Raw genomic sequence first — 22,906 nt, forward strand, 5'->3', positions numbered from 1 at the left:
TTACACCCTCTTCTTTGTTAATTTAAGTAATACTTTGCTTAAGCTTTCTTCCGTAAGATCCTCTGCATCAGCAAAATCTGATACCGTAAAAGCAGACTCTGTTGTTGGTTTATTTATAAGTTGACGGAGATGCCTTAACATACCATCTGCTATCACTTGAATTTTTAATTTAGAAAACTGTTCCCTACTATACATCCAAATAAAATGTAACTTTTCATCTTTCACCATTCCGATAACTTCAATTAGATGAGATAGTTTGGAATCTGGAGCATGATCTAAAAATGTAAATCCTGTCTCTTGCATAAACAAAGAGTCCCTTGAAAACACCTGATCAAATTGGCCCAAATAGTTAAAGCTTATTGAAGGCTTTTGCTGATAAAACGGAAGTAATCCTTTATTCAAGTAACGTAAAATACCATAGTCAACTCCGCGATTTGGAATTCGACGTAATTGTTCTTTGACAGCCTTTAACCCTTCAATAGGTGTTTGAGTTCCCTGAAAATTGAGATGAACGGGATAAATACTCGTGAACCAGCCCACTGTCCTTGATAAATCAATACCTTCAATCATCTCTTCTCTTCCGTGTCCTTCTAGATGAATAGAAACGGTTTGCTGATTTGTACAATCGACGATAGCTTGTCCTAATGCCGTTAATAGTACCTCATCAATCCTTGTCTTATGAGTGACTAGAACTTCGTGTAACAATGTTTGTGTTTCTTCTATTCCTAAAGTCCTCGTCACTTGATCAATCGATTCTTCTGTCGTTTCTTGTATTGGATAGTCCATTGGAATTTTCATCGTTTCTTTTTCTACCTGTTCATTCCAATAATTTTGTACTTCTTTTGAAATACCCGAATCACTGTATGTCTGGAGTCGTTCAGACCACTCTTTAAAAGATGTACTTTTCGCAGGTAAGCGAACTTCTTGACCTTGTTTCATCTGGTTATATACCACCTGTAAATCTTCCAATAGAATCCTCCATGACACTCCATCTACTACTAAATGATGAATCACCCAGAATATTCGATCATTTCTAGTCAAGTTATCTTCAAAGTACACTACTCTCATTAACGGACCATTAACTAAATTGAAACTAGCTTGATTAATGTTCATCTCTTCTTGTATTATTTTATTCCACTCTTTTTCATTAACTTGATTACGTTTTACAACATGGAGTACTGACAGCTCATCAGTCCCTTCATTTCTCTGCCTCCACGTTCCGTTTGGTAACTGTTCGTACCGGAAACGTAAAGCATCATGATGTTTCAGTAAATTTAATATCGCTCCCTCTAGTAATTTCACATTCAATCTTTCTTTTACTCTTAAAAGCATTGATTGATTCCAATGCTCTGTATGTGGATGTTCTTGCTCGAAGAACCAGCACTGAATTGGAGTAAGAGGCACATCACCTATCACAATTCCCTGCTCCGCTTGTACTCCCTGCGTTTCTATAGCCACTTGTGCCAGCTCAGCGATAGTTGGGCATTCAAACATTTGCTTTGGAGTAAGTTTTAACCCCACTTGACTTGCTTGAGATATGATTTGAATACTGAGAATCGAGTCGCCACCAATTTCAAAGAAATTATCATAGATTCCCACCTTTTTAACACCTAATACTCTCTTCCAAATGGTAGTTAGTATCTGTTCGTTACTATTCCGAGGGCCAACACATTCACTATTAATCTGCGTTTCCTCCGGCATAGGTAAGGCCTCACGATCAACTTTACCGTTAGCTGTAAGTGGAATAGCTTCCATCGCCACAAATCCCGAAGGAACCATATAACTTGGTAGTTTCGCTTTAAGATACTCTCTCCACGCATCTACATTTCCATCTCCATCTCCTACAACATATGCTACTAATCGTTTATCGCCTGGCTGATCTTCTCTTACAATTACAACTGCCTCTTTTACATATGCATATGTATGTAAAGTAGACTCAATTTCCCCAATCTCAATTCGGAAACCACGTATTTTAACCTGATGATCAATTCTTCCACGATAATCTAGATTCCCATCTGGCAAATACCTCGCTAAGTCTCCTGTCCGGTATAATCTTGCTTTCAGATCACTACTAAATGGATGAGATATAAAACGCTCTGCTGTTAATTCAGGTCTATTTAAATACCCACGTGCAAGCCCTGCCCCGCCAATATAAAGTTCACCATCGACACCTATAGGAACAGGTTGTTGATAAGCGTCTAATATATACACTTCTAAATCGGGAATCCGCTTTCCAATATTACTTCTTGAAGCATGCTGCAAATCATCTAGAGTAATTGGATAATATGTAACATGAACTGTAGTTTCTGTAATTCCATACATATTAATTAACTGTGGATTTTTCTCCCCATACCTTTGAAACCACGGTAACAAGCTAGTAGGTTCTAACGCTTCTCCGCCAAATATGACATAACGCAGCTGCAAATTTTTATTCTTATCTTCTTGTTCACACACTCGTATTAATTGTCGAAATGCGGAAGGTGTCTGATTTAAAACTGTGACTTCTTCCTCCACCAATAATTGATAAAAATCCTTAGGTGATCGACTAATCCAGTACGGAACAACAACTAATTTTCCACCATATAATAATGCTCCCCAAATTTCCCATACTGAGAAATCAAATGCATACGAATGAAAAAGCGTCCAAGTATCTTTTTCATTAAACTGATACCAACAATCCGTCGATTTAAATAACCGAATGACATTGTGATGCTCTATCATAACGCCCTTTGGATTTCCCGTTGATCCCGAAGTATAGATTACATATGCCAGATTTTGGGGACCGACACTAGAAACCGGCAAAGTCTTACTTTCTTTCCCCATCTCATCTTGATCACGATCCAGGCAAATCGACTCAACATTTTCTGGTAACCAGTTCAATTCTTTTAAACTTTCTTGCGTTACGAATAACTGAATGCTAGCATCTTCTAAAATATATTGAAGTCGTTGCTCTGGATATGTTGGATCAAGTGGGACATAAGCCCCACCAGCCTTCAAAATCCCTAAAATACCTACAATCATCTCGTAGGAACGTTCAACGCACAGTCCAACTAAAGTATCAGGTCCTACTCCTTTTTTCTGCAGATAATGAGCTAACTGGTTTGCACGTTCATTAAGCTCCTTATAAGTAATTTTTTCTTTTTCATACGTAACTGCAATAGCATTTGGATAAATCATCGCTTGCCGTTCGAACATTTCATGAATAGTTACTTGAGGCGGGACATCCAGTTTAGGATTGTTGAACTCAACTAAACTTTTTCTTTTATCTTCCTCAGAAATGATTTCTATTTCAGCCACCTTCTGCTTTGGGTTTTCAAAAGTGTTTTCCATTATCGCTAACATCACGTTAAAAAACTGTTTTATCTCTTCCTTAGAAAATAGCTCCTCACGATAATCAATATGTACATGTAAAGAGTCTATATCAATTAGATTTTCAATATGCACTGCAAAATCTTGTACTTCTTCACGGTTTGGAATCCATAGTGAGTCACCACTTTCATCACGATCCCTATAATCAATCGTAGTTCCGAAAAGTCTCACATTACTGTTATTCTCTTTATTAATCCGCTTTAATAACAAATCAAATGGATATTTCTGATGTCTTAATGATTTACTTTGTTTTCTGGACACCCTACTAATAAATGAAAGTACTTCTTCTTCTGGATCAATATCCATTCTTAAAGGAACTGTACTCACCATCATTCCAATCAATTTTCGTTCCATTTTAGTCATACGGTTGCCGTAAGCCATTCCTAAACCAATATTAAGCGATGAGGTCCACCGATACATGGACAACGAGAAAGCAGCAACAAAAAGGGTGTATAAACTAAATTTGTAATCTTCAGAAAATTTTTCTGTCTTTCTCTTCAAATGCTCCGTTAATATAAACGTCTCACGTGATGCTTTGGTACTAACTTGGTACGTATTATAAGGCTTCAATCCAGTCGCAGATGGCAGTGTTTTAAATTCCTCTAACCAGAATTTTTGATCTTTTTGAAAGCGACTACTATTCAAGTATGTTTGTTCATTGGTCAGAAATTGAACATATGAATTTTTAATTTCGCCTTCTTCATTCTCGTTATGCATGTCATAATAATATTTTGCAATCTGCTCAGTAAATATTTGAATTGATAAACCATCCATAATAATATGATGAACATTTCCAAAGACTGCACATTCATTATCGTTTAATTTTATTAAAGCGAAATAGTATAAATTCGAATTAAATAATGTAAACGTTTCTTTTGTTTTCTGCTCAATCCATTCCTCAAGCAAATTTGTATTCTCCACATTACTGAAATCAAAAAACTCAAATTCTTGTTCTTCATGTTTAGTAAAATATTGTTTCGGTTCCTGATGCCCATTTTCTTTTAACCTAATGCACAGACCGTCATTTTCGCTGATAACGCGATTCACAACTTGGTTTAATTTTGAATAATTCATTTTCCGATGAAGTTTAAATAAAAATCTTAAATTACATATTCCTTTATCAGAATGAATAACTTCTGTATACCATATTCTTCGCTGCGGATGGCTTAATGGATAACATTCCTCATTGGTCATAAAAATCTTCCCTTCAAAAATTATTTGCTCTTATAGGTTCGTGTTTATGTTTAGCCCATAAATATTTCTGCAGTGAAACTCCAATTACTCCAATAATAACAAGCCCAACCCCTCCATAAACATAGAGTTGAGTTACTCCAAATAAATGCACTAATGGACCACTCATAGCAGGAGAAATAATTAGAACTGCGTTTGTTAAACTGCTTTGTATACCAAATACTCTTCCTACTTGATCTTGATCGGATTCTATTTGTAAAATGACTTGATTAGATACAAGCATCAGCCCACTTCCGATACCAGCGATAAAACTAATTAAATAGGCTAAAACGAAGACCGTACCGGGCGTTATCAAACCAATCCCCCCAAAACCAATTCCCATTAAAACCATACCTCCACATACTACCCAGCCATATTGAAATTGTTTTAATTTCTGAGTTAGTAATGCACCAAGTATTCCGCCAAGACCAATAATAGAAATGATATATCCCATTTTACTTTTATCATGTGGGAATAAGCTCTTAAATAAAGTTGGGAATTGTGAGTCTACTAATTGTAATACTGCCATGGCTATTGTAACGAAAATCATGGTTGATAATATTATCCGATTAGATAACACATAACCCCACCCTTGTACCCAAGCGGTCCAAGTACTTTGTTTTTGCTTTTCAACAAATTCTTTCGATATAGTTTCTTTAAATTTTATTGTGGGTATGAGAACTAAGGTAGCTAATAAACAACTTATAGCTCTTATAATGAGGCAGAACTCTGGTTGAAACCAGCTCAGCAACATGCCCCCTATAAGTGGGCCTACTATCTTTGTACCCTGCTCTACTATTCCGTTGATACTTACTGCTTTAGTAAGCAAGTCCGGGGATACAATCTGTCTTGTTAGTGTTTGCTGTGCAGGATAATAGAAAACAATAAAAATGGAACGAATCATTAATGCTACTAAGAGCCAGTGGATATCTTGTACAAATAAAAGAGCAATTGTTATTAGACCAACCATTAGATTACAGAACATCATAATTGGAATTTTTCTAAAACGATCTGCAATAACACCTGCCCATGAGCCAAAAATAATTCCAGGAAGTGCATATGCAACAGGAATCAATCCAATCATAGTAGGATCTACTTCCCATTCAAACCCAACTATAGTCATAATCGCTAACATATCAATAAAAACACCAAGCATAAGCAATGAATAGGCAGAGAAAACCTGTAAATAAACCCTATTTCCTAATAGGCCTTTTGAATCAGTAGTTTTCATAAAAGCAAGCTCCTTAGGTTACTAATATAAACGCTTTTGCGTATAAGGTACCTCTTTATTAAACTTAATTAATCATTATTGACATCTCACCTAGAATTTAACTTCGTCAAAACTCAAACCAGTCTTGTTTTTCATATATTTAAAATAGTCAGACAAACGAAAGCGTACCTATTTCTTCATTTTTATATCAACTGTTACAAAATATATCTTTACCTTACACTAATAACAGCTAAACGTTGCCTTAATATAACCCTTTACAGTCGTTTACACATTCAATTCACATCCTTTTTAAAGTTGGCTTTTTTCTATCTCAAATACTATCACACAAATATTTCACCTACTATATTCATAAAGTTGAAATATTTGAATCAGAAAATTCGGATAAAAAACCAAATCCACAAATCATAACAAACTATTATTTATTTATATTTTCATTTTATAGATAGCTTTAACCATAAGTGTATCAAGAATTAAGTTTTTTAATTTTATTAACATAATAGTTTAAAGAGACCGTAAATCCTACTAAACAAAAAAATATACAATAAAGTATATTTTTTTCTTATCCTACATATTTTCTATGCAAATTAATTCCAATAACTAAAGTTGATAATAAAAATATAATATTACCAATCACTAATGTACTCCTAACAAGAATTGAATAATATAGTATTAATACTTCTGCACCTACTACCTATTTTATTTATTGGATATTTATACTTCAAAAAAATTACACATCATTAACAATTAGGATACATACCCAAAATATGTTTTGAACGTTTTATTATATTTTAAGATAATATAAAATTAGTTTTTCTATAAGAGAACTTAATTTTTATGTAGTATGAAACTGTTAGTAATACAGTATATACTAATTTAGTTATAAAAACATTTAAAGACCACCTACTTCCATAAGTGATCTTTCTTTGTGATTCTGTATTTGTGCACTACTGTAGAAATATATCGTAGAAACGCTTTGTTTGCTAAATGTTTAGTTCTTTCCATTTACTAAAAAACATAGCTTCATACACTTAATATCATATTCGTTACATTGCAAACTATTATTTTGTCTTCTGTACAGGCAAACTACTAAAAATTAATTCAGCAACTTTTACATATCCTTTTGAGTTTGGATGAATTAAATCCTTAGACCAAAGCGTATTGTCATTAACTAAATGATGATTCCAAAAATCAACATGATGAAGCTTATACTCTCTGCTCAGTGAATGTATAACTTCATTTGCCTCTAATAATTGTTCTTTTATTACTTGTTTTTTTTCAGAAGCAAAAGGAAGCCTAACTGTAAAATCTGGAAGGTTTGCTATAATAATATCAGCCCCTGCTTTACTTAATGTATCTATCATAAATTCCATATCGTTCTTATATGCATCATGATTCCAACGTCCTTTTAAAACATCGTTTGCCCCTGCAATGAGACTAACCAAATCTGGATTAAAAGTTAGCGCCTTTTCCAATTGCTGCAATCGAATTTCTTTAGTTACTAACCCACGCTTTGCAAAATTGGCATATTCTATATCATTTTCACACAGTTGAACAAAATGATCTACCCAGCTTTTTAATGCAATTCCCTCAACTTCATCCCCTATCCCCTCTGTAAAACTATCGCCAATTGCTACAAATCGCTTCCACATATGTATTCCCCCTTTATTGTTAACCATATCTATACTATACAATAGCTCACACCGTAATTGTTATTTCTAAGTGGTTTTCGATTTCAATTATATTCCACTTTACTATATTTACATTTAGAATCTAAAATTGACCGATTCCTAAGTATACTTAGGAATCGGTCATATTCATATATTTACTAAAGAAATAAAATCTATCTAGAAATTATACTTTTTTCAAAAAAATTGTTGTTCTTTGTTTTGCCCAGTTGATTTCTTTTCGATTACATGATACGAAACTATAGAAAAAAGTATTGTCATTGCAATGCACAAAGTGAGAAGAAAAAATTACACCCTGACATTCCAAGCTATCCACATAAGAATCTATAGTGCTTTGAAACCTTTTGTTTCAAACTAATATTTAGTTGTATCCTATAAAATTAGCTTTTTACTATATCAATCGCACTATCCCACATACCACTAAAAAAAGATCCTGTTTTACGTATAAAACGTGTAAGCCAATTTGCTTGTTCCACATCAGATTTTGTTACAAGGTCTATTTGTAATGATTTACCTGATAAGAAACCAGAATCTGTATTATCTTTAGGAGAGATAATCATTTTACTAATAGTTACTCCCTCTTTAATAGGCGCTTCTTGTTCCATATTCGATACTTTAAATTCTTTTTTATAAATGTCTTTATTGCCCTTCGGCATTGGAAGTGAAACAGCTTGCTTCGTTTGAACTACTACATCTTTGTCTTTTGCATTTGCCACTCGAACTGTTTCATGTCCTTTTATTACTGAATCTTTTCCGTAGACATTATTCACTTCAAAATTCGCAAATCCATAATCGTATAATTTCTTTGTTTCATCAAAACGTGCCGTATGAGATTTTGCTTTTATCACTACAGAAATTAGGCGCATACCATTTCTTTCTACTGTACCAGTGAAACAATCTCCCGCTTCTGGAGTCGTTCCTGTTTTCAAACCATCTACACCTTCATATTGCTTAATTAAGCCTTTTAACATCCAGTTAAAGTTCGCCATATCAATTGGATATTTACCACCCTCTTGGAATGTTTTTTTAGGAATTTTTGCTGTATTTAATATTTGGGGGAAATCTTGAATAAGACGTTGTGCTAAAATTGCACAATCCCTTGCAGACATTTTATTTTTCTCTTCTAGAGTTGTCCCTTCTAGATGATATCCTTTTAAATCTTGATTTGTTAAGCCAGTAGAGTTTACAAACTTATAATCTTTCATACCAAAATCTTTTGACTTATCGTTCATCATTTTTACAAAATTGACCTCTTTACCAGCAATCTGTTCAACTAAAGCAATTGTTGCACCATTTGCAGAGTAAATTGCCATTGCCTCATATAACTCTTTTACCGTATAAGAGCCACCATTTTCTAATGGAACATTTGATAGTGAACGATCTTGCGAAATCTTATGTGCATATTCAGAGATTTTAACTTTTTGATCCCATTTAAGTTTTCCTTTATCCACCGCTTCATGAACTAAGTATTCGCTCATCATTTTTGTCATACTAGCAATTGCCAATGATTCATCTGCATTTTTTTCATATAAAATTTTTCCAGAATTTGCTTCTATTAAAATTGCTGACCCTGCTTCTACGTCTATAGCAGGATCTGTTTCCGCTGCTGCTTTTCCAATTGTAACGACCATGCTACAAAATATTGTAAGCACTGTTACTATTGCAATAACTCTATTGCAAAACATACCTTTCACTTCTGTTACCTCCAATTTCTTTGTGCTTAAAAAAAGCGTTATTCTAACATAATCCCGCAAAAAAATAGAAAGTGTTCTCAAATTGTATATACATATAAAACGTTGGAATCGCTTTCATATAGACCATCTCATCCGACATTTTTAGGTGCGCTAATACTTTGTATTCCCACACATATCCTTATTTTTAATCCCCTTATATTTTTCAAAATGATTCACACTTTCATATTTTTTTAGGATTACAGTTAATAGACAATCTAAATAATACATTTGTTCCACATTTACAAAAAATAAAAAACTACACCCTATACTGGATGTAGTTTTTCTAACTGATTTATTTATTTTTCACTTCATTTTTATAAAAAGCAAATAATGGTTCGATGGATGGACTAGATAACAGCGGAATTGCCTTCTCAATCAATTTCCTATCCCAATCAAACCAACGCATTTCCATTAACATGTTTATTTCTGTATCAGTGAATCGTTTCTTTATTTCCTTAGCAGGATTTCCACCAACTATTGTATACGGCGGAACATCTTTACTTACGACTGATCCTGCAGCAACAATTGCACCTTCACCAATAGTAACGCCAGGCATTATTATAGCATTCATTCCAATCCAAGCATCACTTTTAATGACTGTATCTCCCTTAGCTTCATATGATTGTTTAATTTGCTCAGCGAATGGATATACTGTAATCCATTCTGAGTGATGATTATGATTACCACCCATTAAAATGACTACCCCGCTTGCTATGCAAACATAATTCCCAATAATGAGTTTGTCAAGGTGCCATCCCATCTGTTCAATTGGATTGAACAGTGCTTGAGACTTAGCATCTCCCCACAAATACCTTACACAGCCATCTTCAAAATTTTGATGACTATAATAGCCTGAATAATAGGAGTACTCTCCTACTTCAATGAGTGGATTTGTTACTATATCTTTTATATACTTTGTTTCTGACCAATGATTAAATAATGGATGCTTCATAACTTTATTCCTCGCTTCTAAGTATTATATATATTGCTATTTACTTAGAAGCTTACTACGACTGCTACATTTTTTAGCTTTCTCAAACGACGAATCATTATCTTCAAGCCTTTCTTTTATACTATAAAAAAGCATAACGCAATACATTACACTAGTCAAATTGTGTAATTTTGAACACATCTTAAACAGCGTAATACTGCAATAGGAACATGAAAACACTCTAACTTTGATACAAATAATATATTGATTACATTTAGTTCATATTTTGTAAAAAAATCTTAATTGCCATGACAAAGCAAACAATAACCACTATTGGTCGTATTAATGCCGTCCCTTTTGTAAGCACCATCTTCGCCCCAATATATGATCCTATTATTTGACCAAGCATCATAATCAATCCAATTGTCCAATCGATTTGGCCAAAAATAATAAAATACAACAAAGCAGCGAAATTACTTGTAAAGTTCAAAATCTTAGCATTTGCAGTCGCCCGTGTAGCACTATATCCACATAAAAGAATGAATGCTAAAGCAATTAAACTACCTGTTCCTGGGCCGAAGAAACCATCATAAAATCCCAGTAACGGAGCCACTGTTAACGCAAACAACAACATACTTATTTTTCTCGGTCGATCTTCGTTTGCTATATTTGGAGATAATAGAAAATAAATGCCAATAAAAACAAGTAAAAAAGGTAATATCATAATTAGATATTCTGCTCGTATCTGTAAAACAAGCCATCCACCGAAAACGGATCCAAAAAAGGTCATTAAGATGGACAAACGCATATCTTTGAGATTAATTTCTTTCTTCTTAATAAAAATCATTGTTGCCATGAGGGTTCCGCTACTCCCTTGTAGTTTATTAGTTGCTATCGCTACAGAAGGAGACATACCTACTAATAACATTATCGGGATAGTTATCATACCACCGCCCCCAGCAATTGTATCTATCCATCCTGCTAATACAGCTACTAAAAATAGTAGTATGAGTAATTCAATAGTAAAATCCATACAAAGAATAGGGGCAGGCTTGAGCTATTATAACCCAAACCTCCCCATCGCCCCTCCTCTCTTTAAACTAGTTAATGATATCTGTAAAGTAACTTTCTTTCTGATCACGTAATCGGCTGGAAACGTACTGCCTGCAAACAATTCTTCTTCCGTACTTATTATCTCCAATCGGGATTTTATATTCTTCCTCAGATAACCTTTCCCTACCATGAGTTACATTTGTTTGTTTACCATAGTATGAATTTGGGATAATTAATAAATCTTCAGATGTAAGTGGAACCTTATAAGTAGGCGTTGTTCGTAAGAGTTCTAAAAACATGTCAAATTTCAATTTTTCTTCTTCACTTTCTCCCACATAAATCAATCTATTTTCTGCTCCATTCAAACAAGTTGCAATAATATCACCATTATCATCCAAAAATATAATTTGGTTTATTTCCCCTACAAATCCAGATATTTCACCATCCGCCATTCCTGCGATATGAGCAATAGGCATTTTACTTATCGCCAATATATCATCTTTACTGAAGTGATTTTCTTCAAGATGCTTTTGAAGTAATTTTGGCGTTCCAATATGAGTTTGAGTTTTTAAATTTAACACTCCTTTTAATAAAAGAGCATCAACTCTAGTAAATTTTCCACAAGTAATTTCAGACACTATTCGTTCCACGGATTTATTAAGTCTATTTGATACAATTTCTAAATTTGTATTGAATGTATTCAATCTCGCTTCAATATCTGACTGGTCTTTCATATCTGTATACACTGTGGCATCGTTATGTTGATAAAAGTTCCCGCCACCGGTGCTTGCACCGACATTTCGCAAAACTTCATCGTTATTTAAAGGCGAAATAAGATGAAATCTATTTTTCCCTGCATGTTCGGATGGGTGAATTAAAGCATCATAATTAAAAAGTGTGGCAAAAAGCCATGTGACCCATTCTGCATAAAAATATTTTTTCATTCTATCGTGTTCGTCTTCACCATAATTAAAACCTCTGCGATTTTCCCCAGGTAATAGTGTTTCTATAGGATCACATGGAGTATTTTTAATAAGGATAGGCGGTACGTTCCCACCACAATTCGCTATTTTTATCATATGTAGTAGGTTTTTCATATCTGAATTCGGATTTTTCTTTGAATAGTCAATCAAACAATTAAGCCACTCTTTTGAAAAATATGCTGCTATTTCTTGATCACAAGTATAAGGATTATGAGTTTTTAATTCATTTTCTATCAGATTCTTCATTTTATCCTTCAATAGATTCGGAATAGTAATTTCTTCAATTTCTGTAATCTGCAGTATTCCTTTATTCATTATAAAACCTCCGTTGTTTTATTTTTTACACCCTATCTTCATTAAACAAACTATCCACTTCTTTTTTACTCCTTTACTTTTCGTCAGAGCTATTAGAATTACCGATTTACAAATAAAAAACATGGAGTATAAGAGATTTCTTCTTAGTTACATTTCCCCCACGAACCTCCATTGATTTGGCAAATTTAATTTGAAAATCTGATTCATTTTCATACTTTACTTTCAAACTATGTTTATATGATTTTCAATTCAAGTAAGAGTATTTCATTTTCTAAAGTTTTCCCGAGTTTAAAATCAGAATTTTCAAGATAAATATATTGACACTAAAAATATAACACGAAACCAAAAAATGTAAATAAATAGTTTTTTTATAAAAAATAGTCAGACTATTTATAAGGTAATTCGTATTTCATTGAACCAACTACGGCCTCTCAATTTTATTGATAACAATAAAAAGGTCCCCTAAATGGTGATAGAGGACCTTTTTCCAAGTATATTCTATTTTAAATTTCTTACTTACCTTTTATTTTAAAAGATATTGCTGTAACTTCTTTATTAACAGTTCCATCCCGCTTGGACTTACAATAATCTTCCCATTCGCTAACGAAATATTGCTGTCTGAAATATCCCCTGTAAGTGCACAAGCTCTTGGAGATTGATATTTTCGTAAAATAATCTGATCCTCTTCTATAAACATTTCAAGAGAATCTTTTTCTACAATTCCTAAACTCCGTCTTATTTCCATTGGAATAACAATACGCCCCATGCTATCTGCTTTACGAGTAATCCCTCTTGTTTTCATAAAATGCCACCCTTTATTTTTATCTAATATTACGGTACTTATTTTAGCAATAAACAACAATTAGGAATAGTTCGTATTACAGCACTTTTTTTAGGAATAACTTATGTTAGAATTATTTCTTGTTTATTCTTGATTTTTAATATATTTATCCTTGATCATTTTTATATATTGTTTTCTTTCTGTTAATTCAAATATAAATAATGCCTTTTTTATGTATGTTAAACCAACTTCATTAGAGTGCTGAACTTTTAATAAAATTGCACCTTTTTCAAAGAATAATTCACCTAATAAGTATAAAGTATTCATATTTATGGCTAATTTTATGCCTATTTCACTATACTTTATTGCTTCTTCATATTGATTTGCAAGGTGTAAACATTTTGTTAACGTATGAATGAGTCTTAATTTGATTTCTTTTTCTCTAGGAAATTCTATCTTATTAAAATTAATTAAACTTTGTTTTAATATATTTATACTTTTCTCATACTCTTTATTTTCTGCATGTATTATAGCAATTGAATTCATTATGCTTATTTCTTTTTCTGATAAAAAGTTACTACTACTTAAGGTTTGTTTTAGTGCTCTATTTAAAATGTCAAAAGCATTAATTGTTGCTCCATTTACATAATATATAGCAATCGCTTCATGCCATAATAGAAATTGTTTATCTTCTTTTGATTGGAAATTATTTTCGTTTTTCTCTTTTTTCACTATTTCGTAAAGCTCATTATATTGTTTTTGTTTCACACAATCTCTCATTACATATTTTACATTTTCAATATATTTTATTTTTTTGTTTTTGGTTAGTGCAAATATATAATTTGGATCAATACCAAGTCTTTCAGATAATTGATACAACAATATGCTAGATGGATAAATAATACCTTTTTCTATCTTACTAATTTGACTTTGTGAACATATTCCATGGCATAATTCAGATTGTGACATGTTTTTTTTCTTTCTAAGTTCTTTAATAATAATACCAAGATTGTAGAATTCCATCTTTCCTCCCTCAAATGTAACACTTTATGAGTATAAGAATATTTTCCAACTTTTAATGTAATGTAAAATTAATATAGTTACAATTACTAATTATATGGATTTATAGTTTCTTTTACAAACTTGTATCACAATACGAGAAATTATTAAAATATGGTTCACTAATAATCAATGGGAGTTTTATTCATGCCCACTGATTATTAGTCCACTCCAGGCAGGCATTTACAGAGAGTCCGACTTCTTTGCCACAGCTAAATTTTGAGGTGGGTATCTTACTGTCCGCAAATAGCGAAATTAAAAGAACTAAATATGATTTTCCACCTTTATTTCTTTTAATAGTTTCTTTTGATTTTTATATAAATCATTTCGAAGGAGCGTATTTTATGAAAAGAATGTTGACCGAAAGAGAGTTAGAAGTGGCTATTTATGTAGCAAAAGGATTTACAGATGTAGAAATTTCAAAAAAAATATATGTTACCCCTCGAAGAATTTCAACGATAATTAATCATATTAAAGAAAAATGGCATATTAATTCTAGAGTAGAATTAGGTATTTTAGTTTATCATTATGGTTTTATAGATGCACCCTTATTTTCAAATAAAGAAAATCATTTATTCGAAAAGGTTGCACAATAATTGACCAAGTATAATGTGGTTCATTTACAAATAAAAACAGAAAAGTTGCTGAACTTTTATTATTTAAGGTAATTCTGTATTCTGAAGGTAATGGGCATGTATGGCTTGCTAAAAGAAAAAATATAGATTGTATTTAGATATTTTAGTAAGACTAATTGTACCAGGAACTTTTAAAAGGTAAAAACATACCTTTAGACAATGTTTCTTCCGTAACAGCAAGTATAGCTTTTAATGTAGAAAATCCATCCATTTTGATTAAGCTTTTTCAAAAAGGGTGGGTTTCTTCAGTTTATAAGTTAAGTATACCTTTCCTATAAACTGAAACTTTAATCATTCGAGCTGCCCGTTAATGCAGGATAAAAAATAAAATAGGTAAAAATGCCATCGCATCTTTACCTATCCTATAGATAAACAGGTTCTCATAAGAAATAGAAAACTTCCCTAAACACTATAAATATATTATTTTAAATTAATTGGTTGTTGTTGAGTAATACAATGGATCATACCACCATTTTTATAAAGCTCTCTTACATCAACCCCCACCACTTTACGATCAGGATAAAGTTTTTGAATCGTCTCATTTGCTATTTTATCATTAGGGTCATTATAGTTAGGTACTAAGATAACTTGATTCGCTATATAATAATTAATATATGAACCTTTATAATCAAGTTGCTTTCCGTTTTCTAATGTAACATTATTCTTGCTTAGCGGCAGATATACATACTTGTACTTATTACCCTCAGCATCTTTTGCCTGCAACAACTTGTTAATATCTTTATCAGACGTTCCCCATTCAGCTAAATCTTTTTTGTTTAATGTTATAATAGTAGATTTATCGTGGAATTTTGCAAATCCATCAATATGAAAATCAGTAATATCTAAGTTAGGTACTCCATCTAACCAAATAAAATTTGTTACCTCAAGGTCACTAATATATTTTTCAATATATTTTTCTGACAATTTTGCATTTCTATTTTTATTCGTTACAGCACTTCTAGTTAGTAAAGCAGTTCCATTACCATCTAATTCAAATGCGCCACCTTCAAGAACAAATTTATTCCAATCAATTCTTTCAATTCCTAACTGTTTACTAAGATTCTCACGAAGACGAGCATCTTTCTTATATGGTGTTTTCTTTCCCCATCCGTTAAATCCTGGGTCTAATATCTTTAGATTTTTGTCATTATCATAAACAAAAATTGGTCCAGTATCTCTCGCCCATACATCGTCAGTAGGTGCGATAAAGAAATCAATTTTTCCCATATTTACCCCGTGATCTATTAAAACCTCAGTAATTCTTTCTTTTTCTTCTTGATCATATGCAACAATATGAACTTTTTCGCCTTTGCTTAAAGCATTTGTCATTTGAATCCAAATTGGCTCTACTTCTTGCTGATATTTTTGCCCATATGTAAATTCATGAGGCCATTGTAGCCATGTTCCTTCATGTTTGCTTTTTTCATCTGGCATTGTATACTTTCCTACTTGTTTTCGTACCTCTACTTTCTTCATATCTTTTCTTTGCGTTTTTTCAATTTCCTTCGCCTGAACTTTCTCAATCCCTTTCCCTAGAGCATAACCACTGAAAATAGATGTGGTTAGTATAGCACTCATACACAAATTCGTTATCTTTTTCATTTCTTAACCTCCTTTTCTGTCTTACTGTAAACCTTTACATAGTGTGAAGGTCAAGCTTTTCCGTTTGAATTATTTAAATATTTTAAATGTGAAGTGCAATTTGAATCGAACTCTATACAAAATAAGTAAGAATCAACTATTCCTACTATAATCATCATTTTTTCATAATATCTTACACTCTTTTTTTGTTATCCTTTTTATACCATGTACTGTATTATTTTCGAAAATAATACAGTACATGAAATTTCATATTAAATACATATATATATTTATTCAGTTTATATTTAACTATTCAAAAGCAGTTACAATTCTCTCTTTCATTTTCTGTATTACTTCACTGCTCAATACTTTTTGACCAGCAGGAAGTTTTAATATGGCAGCGGCACCTTTACTAAGGTATATTTCTTGATCATTATTTTGATTTACTACCAATATTCCTTGCCCTTCAAATTCGAAATAACTAATATCTTTTATTTCATTTGTATTATTTTTTATTGCTTTATATAATCCATATAAATCTTTACTTCTATTTTCTCCGCCCGTTCGAATCGGTTCAGTATCATTCGCAACAATTAGTCCTTCTGGCTGCTCATCCTTCATAATAAACCATAGCTTTTCATTTGTTGGTAATAGTAAATACTTAAATTCAGAGCTATTTAAAATTTGCTGTGCTGGAATTGTTTCATAGATTGGTAACGAAAATGGAGATGTTGTTATTTTTTCAAAACTTAAATTTTCTGAAGAACCTCCCTTACTATATTGATAATCTTTTAATGCAATCGATTGTACTGGTTCACTTTTATTTTTTGATGCATAACTAATTTTACTAGCAAAAATAATAACAGTCATTAAGCACATGCACGGTATCACAAGCTTAAGTAGTTTTCCCATTTATGAACCCCCGCTTTTAATATTATTAGTTTGCATGGATATTATAAACAGTTTCACTCCACCAAAAATTATTATTGTTATGGAACGTACTGAAATTATGATTATAATGATCACCATACCAAGGGTCCATGTATGTTATATAATCTGTTCCATTTGTCCCTTTATAAAACCCATCAAGTACTAGAAAGTGTCCGATGTTAGCTCCATTTTGCCACATAATGAGTGCAATCATCGGCTGATTACTATTAATTTGACTTTTGAACCAATCATAAGATTTTGCTCCAGAACTTATAGCTGAGCTAACACCATATCCCGATAATCCATATTGTATTTCACGTGAAGTTGCAGGATTATTATATGATCCACCCTTAACATACCTAACGTACTGATCTTGTGATGGAGTTTTCCCAAAATAATTTAAAACTGAAACCGAAGTGCCTGCCCAACACCAATTTGACCTTTCTTGTAATATGTTAGGTACAGATAATTTACGATCTATTGATGTATTTGGAGGATTTCCATTAATATACGCTGACGTTACATATACTTTTTTTCCATCTTTAAAATAATAAAACCAACGATTATCTAAATTTCCTATCCAGTAATCTTTAACCGCTTCACCATACTCCCATCCTTTAAAAGATACTTTTGTATTTCCGGGAATCACATCTACAATATTTGCATTTAAACTTTTTGCCTCTCTAACATTTACATTCAATGGAGCTGTTGTTCCTGAAAATTCAACTTCTTCTGCTATTATTTTCTGAACACCAATAAAACTAAATGTGAAGAACAATAAAAACATACAAACAATAAAATGCTTTCTTTCCTTCATTTCTCCACCCCTTCATCAGTACTAAAAAACATCAACAATTCATCCTTATTAATTGTTCAAGCTTAATATTACATACTAACGAAAAATGACTTCTCATAAAGTAAAACTTTAATCAGTAGTGGTTTTATTCATCCCCCACTGATTATTAGTTGAACCCATCGGGCTTCCCGGCAAATAGCGGGATAAATTCCAATACAAAAAAGGAGCCTATAAATTTTTATAGGCTCCTTTTTATTTCGTCGTTATTACTTAGCTAATTCTTTCGTACCCTTCATTACATCAATGAAGAATCCCCAGTTATTCACTACAGAAGAGATACTGATATGTTCATCTGGAGTGTGGACGTTAAAGATGTCTGGTCCGAATGAAATTGCATCTAATTCAGGCATCTTTTGAACGAATGCGCTACACTCAATCCCCGCATGTACAGCGAAGATTTCAATTTCTTTATTGTATTTTTCTTGATGTACTTTTTCAAATAAATTACGAATTTGTGAGTTTGGATTGTATGGCCATTCTGGATACTCTGACTCTATTTCAAATGTAGCACCAACTAATTCAGCAATATATTTGATTTCTTCTGCAACATGTTGTTTTAAACTACTTACAGAACTTCGCACTTCGTTACGTAATTTAATTTCATCTCGCAACGTTTCAATAACACCTAAATTCGTTGAGCTTTCTACAAGGCCTTTAATATCCATGCTCATACTTTGAATGCCATTTGGAATTAAGAATAATGATGAAATAAGCTGCTTTTGTGTCTCTTTAGCAAATACTTTTTCAACTGTTTCATCCAATTTTGTCAGTGTAACATGAACATCTGGATCAACAGCACGCATTTCTTCTTGTAATACACGTGTCCATGATTCTAGTTTTTCTTCTACTTGTCCTACATCTTCTGTACGAATTAAAATTGTAGCTACACTTTCACGCGGAATTGCATTCGTTTTTAATCCGCCGTGAACTTCACTTATGTAAAACTCCGTATGTGCTGATAAATCACGTAATACTCGTCCTAATACTTTGTTCGCATTACCGCGTTGTTTATCAATTTCCATACCAGAATGGCCGCCTTTTAGACCACCAACATATAGACCGTATGCATCCATATTCGCTGGCGTTTCATCCCAAATTACGGGAATTGTTTCAACAGCTTTCGCACCACCTGCACTACTTACAAGTAATTTATGATCTTCTTCAGAATCAATATTTATAAATATCTTTCCTTCAAAATGATTTGGATCAATAGCAAAAGCCCCGCCCATTGTCGTTTCTTCTTCAGTAGTGATAACGACTTCAAGTGCTGGATGCGGAATTTCTTTTGAATCTAATAAAGCTAATGCATACGCAACTGCAATACCATTATCAGCACCTAAAGTTGTTTGATTTGCATATAACATGTCCCCAATGATTCGTAATTCAATTGGATCTTTTTCAAAATCATGTACTGTTGCTTGATTTTTTTCGCAAACCATATCCATATGACCTTGAATAATAATAGCTGGTACATTTTCATAACCTGCTGTTGCTTCTTTTTTAATAATGACATTTAATGCTTCATCTTGAATGACTTCTAAGTTACGCTCTTTTGCAAAGCCCACTAAATAATCACTAATTTCCTTTTCATTACCTGATCCTCTAGGAATCTTTGAAATTTCTGCAAAATGATAAAATACAGGGTGCTTTGTTAATTGTTCTAAAGTAGAATACATTTTTCAAGCTCCTCTCAAAATGAAAAAATAATATGTAAGTCTCATATCATTATACCACGATTCATTATTTTACCTTTCTTTTAACTTTTATTGTTCATTTTATGTACAACACTCTTACAACATTGTAAGGGCGTTGTAAGCTATATCGATTTTTCACATTTAATAATAGTCGTATACTTTTTAAAGAAACACATTAAAGGAGATAAAGAAAATGAAAAAGTTTTTAGCAATTATTACACCATGTTTATTATTTTTTAGTTTTACTATTGGCTGTGAGAGAGCGTCACTAAATAGAATTGGTAAAGATGTATATTACATGCAGATAAAAGGCGAAGAAACTATCGAAAAGGTAGATGGTAGAAACTTACGAAACTATACGCTGCCCGCATATGATGAAGATGGCGTCAAAAAACAAATTACATTTAGAAGTACAAAAAAAGAAAACAATCATAAATTAAATGAAGACGCGTTTTTACGCCTTTATGTAGATCAAGATGATAATAATAAAAATGAAATATCATCAATTGAAGTAAAGTCCTATGAAGAGATTCAGAAAGCAGATTTGCCTGAAAAAATAAGAGAAAAGTTTACTATTAAATAAAAGAGCAAAAGAAAATGCTCTATGCATTTTCTTTTGTTCTTTTCACCTGTATATATTTTGAACTACTATTATTCATCAGTTTCTCTAACCGATTTATATTCTCCGTTAATGCACCTTTCACAAGAGAGAAATCTGTATTTGATTCTTCTTTTTTTTCTTTAAAAAACGAAGACTTTTGTACATTGACTTCAGCCATCTCTTCTCCCCCTTTTCAAAAAGATACAACCTTTTATTTATATTATATAGCAAATGTAGAAAGAGTGTACACTTATGATTTTCTTTTTAATTCTTCTTCTAATTCTTCTACTTGCTGCAACGTATCCCCTTTTATTAAAGAGAAATCTGTTGTATCTTCGTTATCTTCTTTAAAAAAATCATTGTCATAATCTTTTACCACTACAATCACCTCTACATGCTAGTGTAGGAATGATTGTCCAATTTTATTCAACTTTGTCGGATTTTGTTTTTAATTTATGTATAGAAGAAAAGGACAGAAAAAGATTCTGTCCTTATTTACTAAAATAACTATGATGTATTGTTAAATTATATACATTTTCAAAATCCCGATCTTGCAGGTTATTTTTCTTTCCATCAATAACAATGAAAACGTCACTTACTATTTTTGCTGGTATAATCCCGACATTTTCTACTTGCACCGCTTTCTGCTCATTCAATTGCTCGATATGTTCTAACGGAACGATAATACTAAATTGCGAGCGAATACCACGAAAGTTTGTATTTAACTCTTTCGAGGCTTCAAAAACAACAATTTTCGCGCCAATCTTTTCCCCATATGAATCTAAAAATGCATTTAAGCTCTTTGTATATTCCTCTTCCGTATGCCATTCCATCGTACCGAATACTGCTGGATTAACATTTTGAATAATTGTCGTGTATATTTCTCCTCTCGCTTTAGATGCAATTAATGATCGTTTTATTGATTGAACTGTCTTGCCAATATCGCTAAATTTCGCACCCCATATTTCAGAAATATTAGGTGTTAAAATGAACGCAATATCAACAAAAATAGCCATTGCAGTAAACATTAAAAGATTTTTCCAGAGGGTTAAATCAATTCCTTTTATCATGAAATACACGGTGACAGATATGATAAACAAACCATACCAAGTCTTTCTAATACGTTGCTTTTTCTCCTCGTACAACTCCTCATTTTTCCAATAAAAGAAAACAAGGACTACAAAGACAATCGCTAAAACAAATAAGCCAATTCGAATGTTAGAGATCATTAATCACATCACCCTCCATTCAAAAACTACTCACGATATCATTACATGCGCAAGCTGCTCTCTTTATGACAAAAGACGTGGACAAGCTTCTAAAATTAGCTACATCGCATATATATTAGAAAGTACCACGTCTTTTATCCTGTTATTTGTGGGCAGTAAGACCCCACTGATTAAAATTTCACTTTACCATGAGTCTATATTGTATATGTAGACAAGCATTCATTTCAAATTTTCGTATTAAAAAGAAATATGTTTCGGAATTTCCCCTTCAGGTACTTCTCCATCCATACTTAAATAATAATGACGAATCGGACGTAAGTTTTCGTCTAATTCATAAACAAGCGGAATGCTAGTTGGAATATTTAATGAAACTACACCATCACTTGAAAGGTTGTCTAAATATTTTACTAGCGAGCGAATTGTGTTACCGTGTGATGAAATAATTACTTTATTACCACTTTTTAATGTCGGCGCAATTTCTGAATGCCAATAAGCAAGTACTCTCTTCTCCGTATCCTCTAAACATTCAGTAAATGGAAATTCACCTTTTTTGAGTGTTTTATATCTTGGATCGGTCGCTTCATATCGAGGATCGTCTTCAGTAAGAGCCGGTGGTCTTACATCAACACTTCTTCTCCAAATATGAACTTGCTCCTCACCATACTTTTGAGCAGTTTCATCTTTATTCAGCCCTTGCAATGCACCATAATGTCTTTCATTTAGCTTCCAAGATTTATGTATTGGAACCCAAGTAAGATCCATCTCATGAAGTACAATCCATAACGTCCGAATTGCGCGTTTTAATACAGATGTATAAGCCACATCAAAAGTATATCCGTTTTTCTTTAATATTGCTCCTGCTTCTCTCGCTTCACTTAATCCATTCTCTGATAGATCAACATCTGTCCATCCAGTAAAGCGATTTTCAAGATTCCATAAGCTTTGTCCGTGACGAATAAGTACAAGTTTTATCATTATAATTCCCCTTTCGGAAATGTGAATTTTATTGT

General features: G+C 32.5%; 19 protein-coding genes and 1 pseudogene. 2 read left to right on the forward strand and 18 right to left on the reverse strand.

The features are described from left to right. The 10 genes and pseudogenes from MKY38_RS09915 to MKY38_RS09960 form a co-directional block, all read right to left on the reverse strand. Positions 1 to 4,563 carry an amino acid adenylation domain-containing protein gene (locus tag MKY38_RS09915; protein WP_341048862.1) on the reverse strand — a complete coding sequence of 1,521 codons (4,563 nt, stop codon included), beginning with the start codon at positions 4,561 to 4,563 and terminating at the stop codon, positions 1 to 3. Positions 4,564 to 4,576: 13 nt separating this feature from the next. Next, positions 4,577 to 5,830 carry an MFS transporter gene (locus MKY38_RS09920; RefSeq protein ID WP_025709611.1) on the reverse strand — a complete coding sequence of 418 codons (1,254 nt, stop codon included), beginning with the start codon at positions 5,828 to 5,830 and terminating at the stop codon, positions 4,577 to 4,579. A gap of 1,058 nt (positions 5,831 to 6,888) precedes the next feature. Continuing rightward, positions 6,889 to 7,479, reverse strand: a complete 591-nt coding sequence (locus MKY38_RS09925; RefSeq protein WP_025709612.1) for an SGNH/GDSL hydrolase family protein — start codon at positions 7,477 to 7,479, stop codon at positions 6,889 to 6,891. Between the two features lie 202 nt (positions 7,480 to 7,681). After that, a pseudogene (locus MKY38_RS09930) lies at positions 7,682 to 7,803 on the reverse strand (acyltransferase family protein); the annotation flags it as partial. A gap of 92 nt (positions 7,804 to 7,895) precedes the next feature. Then, positions 7,896 to 9,209 carry a D-alanyl-D-alanine carboxypeptidase family protein gene (locus tag MKY38_RS09935; RefSeq protein WP_114556052.1) on the reverse strand — a complete coding sequence of 438 codons (1,314 nt, stop codon included), beginning with the start codon at positions 9,207 to 9,209 and terminating at the stop codon, positions 7,896 to 7,898. 331 nt (positions 9,210 to 9,540) lie between these two features. Further along, positions 9,541 to 10,200: a CatB-related O-acetyltransferase gene (locus MKY38_RS09940; protein WP_114556051.1), complete on the reverse strand. Its 660-nt coding sequence runs from the start codon at positions 10,198 to 10,200 to the stop codon at positions 9,541 to 9,543. 253 nt (positions 10,201 to 10,453) lie between these two features. Beyond that, positions 10,454 to 11,212, reverse strand: coding sequence for a TSUP family transporter (locus tag MKY38_RS09945; protein ID WP_114556050.1), 759 nt, complete (start codon positions 11,210 to 11,212; stop codon positions 10,454 to 10,456). Between the two features lie 67 nt (positions 11,213 to 11,279). Then, the gene (locus MKY38_RS09950) at positions 11,280 to 12,530 is read right to left on the reverse strand and encodes a hypothetical protein (protein ID WP_001032364.1); all 1,251 of its coding nucleotides are present in this window, start codon (positions 12,528 to 12,530) and stop codon (positions 11,280 to 11,282) included. 523 nt (positions 12,531 to 13,053) lie between these two features. After that, complete coding sequence (locus MKY38_RS09955; RefSeq protein ID WP_000857360.1) at positions 13,054 to 13,332, reverse strand: AbrB/MazE/SpoVT family DNA-binding domain-containing protein; 279 nt, start codon at positions 13,330 to 13,332, stop codon at positions 13,054 to 13,056. 123 nt (positions 13,333 to 13,455) lie between these two features. Continuing rightward, complete coding sequence (locus tag MKY38_RS09960; RefSeq protein WP_016512835.1) at positions 13,456 to 14,334, reverse strand: helix-turn-helix domain-containing protein; 879 nt, start codon at positions 14,332 to 14,334, stop codon at positions 13,456 to 13,458. A gap of 380 nt (positions 14,335 to 14,714) precedes the next feature. Between MKY38_RS09960 and MKY38_RS09965 the strand changes: the two genes are divergently transcribed. After that, the gene (locus MKY38_RS09965; protein WP_000827555.1) at positions 14,715 to 14,966 is read left to right on the forward strand and encodes a response regulator transcription factor; all 252 of its coding nucleotides are present in this window, start codon (positions 14,715 to 14,717) and stop codon (positions 14,964 to 14,966) included. A gap of 459 nt (positions 14,967 to 15,425) precedes the next feature. On the opposite strand, the gene MKY38_RS09970 is transcribed toward MKY38_RS09965, so the two are convergent. The 4 genes from MKY38_RS09970 to pepD all read right to left on the reverse strand — a co-directional run bounded on the left by MKY38_RS09970 (position 15,426) and on the right by pepD (position 20,048). Continuing rightward, complete coding sequence (locus tag MKY38_RS09970) at positions 15,426 to 16,607, reverse strand: agmatine deiminase family protein (protein WP_025709615.1); 1,182 nt, start codon at positions 16,605 to 16,607, stop codon at positions 15,426 to 15,428. Between the two features lie 288 nt (positions 16,608 to 16,895). After that, positions 16,896 to 17,498, reverse strand: a complete 603-nt coding sequence (locus MKY38_RS09975; RefSeq protein ID WP_114556049.1) for a hypothetical protein — start codon at positions 17,496 to 17,498, stop codon at positions 16,896 to 16,898. A 25-nt stretch (positions 17,499 to 17,523) separates the two neighbouring features. Then, positions 17,524 to 18,333, reverse strand: coding sequence for a papain-like cysteine protease family protein (locus MKY38_RS09980; protein WP_341048872.1), 810 nt, complete (start codon positions 18,331 to 18,333; stop codon positions 17,524 to 17,526). 245 nt (positions 18,334 to 18,578) lie between these two features. After that, a complete protein-coding gene (pepD, locus tag MKY38_RS09985) occupies positions 18,579 to 20,048 on the reverse strand; it encodes a beta-Ala-His dipeptidase (RefSeq protein WP_341048874.1) in 1,470 nt (489 codons plus the stop codon). A 211-nt stretch (positions 20,049 to 20,259) separates the two neighbouring features. On the opposite strand from pepD, the gene MKY38_RS09990 reads away from it, so the two are divergent. Then, entirely contained in the window at positions 20,260 to 20,649 is a 390-nt protein-coding gene (locus MKY38_RS09990; RefSeq protein WP_065223712.1) for a YxeA family protein, read from the forward strand. Between the two features lie 19 nt (positions 20,650 to 20,668). On the opposite strand, the gene spoIISB is transcribed toward MKY38_RS09990, so the two are convergent. The 4 genes from spoIISB to gpmA all read right to left on the reverse strand — a co-directional run bounded on the left by spoIISB (position 20,669) and on the right by gpmA (position 22,871). Then, complete coding sequence (gene spoIISB / locus MKY38_RS09995; protein ID WP_000852629.1) at positions 20,669 to 20,845, reverse strand: stage II sporulation protein SB; 177 nt, start codon at positions 20,843 to 20,845, stop codon at positions 20,669 to 20,671. A 72-nt stretch (positions 20,846 to 20,917) separates the two neighbouring features. Further along, entirely contained in the window at positions 20,918 to 21,046 is a 129-nt protein-coding gene (locus MKY38_RS10000) for a hypothetical protein (protein WP_000237818.1), read from the reverse strand. Positions 21,047 to 21,158: 112 nt separating this feature from the next. Then, positions 21,159 to 21,896, reverse strand: a complete 738-nt coding sequence (locus MKY38_RS10005) for a type II toxin-antitoxin system SpoIISA family toxin (protein WP_065223711.1) — start codon at positions 21,894 to 21,896, stop codon at positions 21,159 to 21,161. Positions 21,897 to 22,133: 237 nt separating this feature from the next. Then, positions 22,134 to 22,871, reverse strand: a complete 738-nt coding sequence (gene gpmA, locus MKY38_RS10010) for a 2,3-diphosphoglycerate-dependent phosphoglycerate mutase (RefSeq protein ID WP_000594150.1) — start codon at positions 22,869 to 22,871, stop codon at positions 22,134 to 22,136. Between the last annotated feature and the right edge of the window lie 35 nt (positions 22,872 to 22,906).

Origin of the sequence: Bacillus sp. FSL R5-0585 (genome assembly GCF_038004545.1) — a bacterium.
Classification (GTDB): domain Bacteria; phylum Bacillota; class Bacilli; order Bacillales; family Bacillaceae_G; genus Bacillus_A; species Bacillus_A cereus.

Coding starts and splice junctions, on each gene's coding strand:
- MKY38_RS09915 (WP_341048862.1), bottom strand. CDS start 4,563: ATGACCAATGAGGAATGTTATCCATTAAGCCATCCGCAGCGAAGAATA.
- MKY38_RS09960 (WP_016512835.1), bottom strand. CDS start 14,334: ATGGAATTCTACAATCTTGGTATTATTATTAAAGAACTTAGAAAGAAA.
- MKY38_RS09975 (WP_114556049.1), bottom strand. CDS start 17,498: ATGGGAAAACTACTTAAGCTTGTGATACCGTGCATGTGCTTAATGACT.
- pepD (WP_341048874.1), bottom strand. CDS start 20,048: ATGTATTCTACTTTAGAACAATTAACAAAGCACCCTGTATTTTATCAT.
- MKY38_RS09965 (WP_000827555.1), top strand. CDS start 14,715: ATGAAAAGAATGTTGACCGAAAGAGAGTTAGAAGTGGCTATTTATGTA.
- MKY38_RS09990 (WP_065223712.1), top strand. CDS start 20,260: ATGAAAAAGTTTTTAGCAATTATTACACCATGTTTATTATTTTTTAGT.
- MKY38_RS09950 (WP_001032364.1), bottom strand. CDS start 12,530: ATGAATAAAGGAATACTGCAGATTACAGAAATTGAAGAAATTACTATT.
- MKY38_RS10005 (WP_065223711.1), bottom strand. CDS start 21,896: ATGATCTCTAACATTCGAATTGGCTTATTTGTTTTAGCGATTGTCTTT.
- MKY38_RS09920 (WP_025709611.1), bottom strand. CDS start 5,830: ATGAAAACTACTGATTCAAAAGGCCTATTAGGAAATAGGGTTTATTTA.
- MKY38_RS09955 (WP_000857360.1), bottom strand. CDS start 13,332: ATGAAAACAAGAGGGATTACTCGTAAAGCAGATAGCATGGGGCGTATT.
- spoIISB (WP_000852629.1), bottom strand. CDS start 20,845: ATGGCTGAAGTCAATGTACAAAAGTCTTCGTTTTTTAAAGAAAAAAAA.
- gpmA (WP_000594150.1), bottom strand. CDS start 22,871: ATGATAAAACTTGTACTTATTCGTCACGGACAAAGCTTATGGAATCTT.
- MKY38_RS09980 (WP_341048872.1), bottom strand. CDS start 18,333: ATGAAGGAAAGAAAGCATTTTATTGTTTGTATGTTTTTATTGTTCTTC.
- MKY38_RS09945 (WP_114556050.1), bottom strand. CDS start 11,212: ATGGATTTTACTATTGAATTACTCATACTACTATTTTTAGTAGCTGTA.
- MKY38_RS09940 (WP_114556051.1), bottom strand. CDS start 10,200: ATGAAGCATCCATTATTTAATCATTGGTCAGAAACAAAGTATATAAAA.
- MKY38_RS09970 (WP_025709615.1), bottom strand. CDS start 16,607: ATGAAAAAGATAACGAATTTGTGTATGAGTGCTATACTAACCACATCT.
- MKY38_RS09925 (WP_025709612.1), bottom strand. CDS start 7,479: ATGTGGAAGCGATTTGTAGCAATTGGCGATAGTTTTACAGAGGGGATA.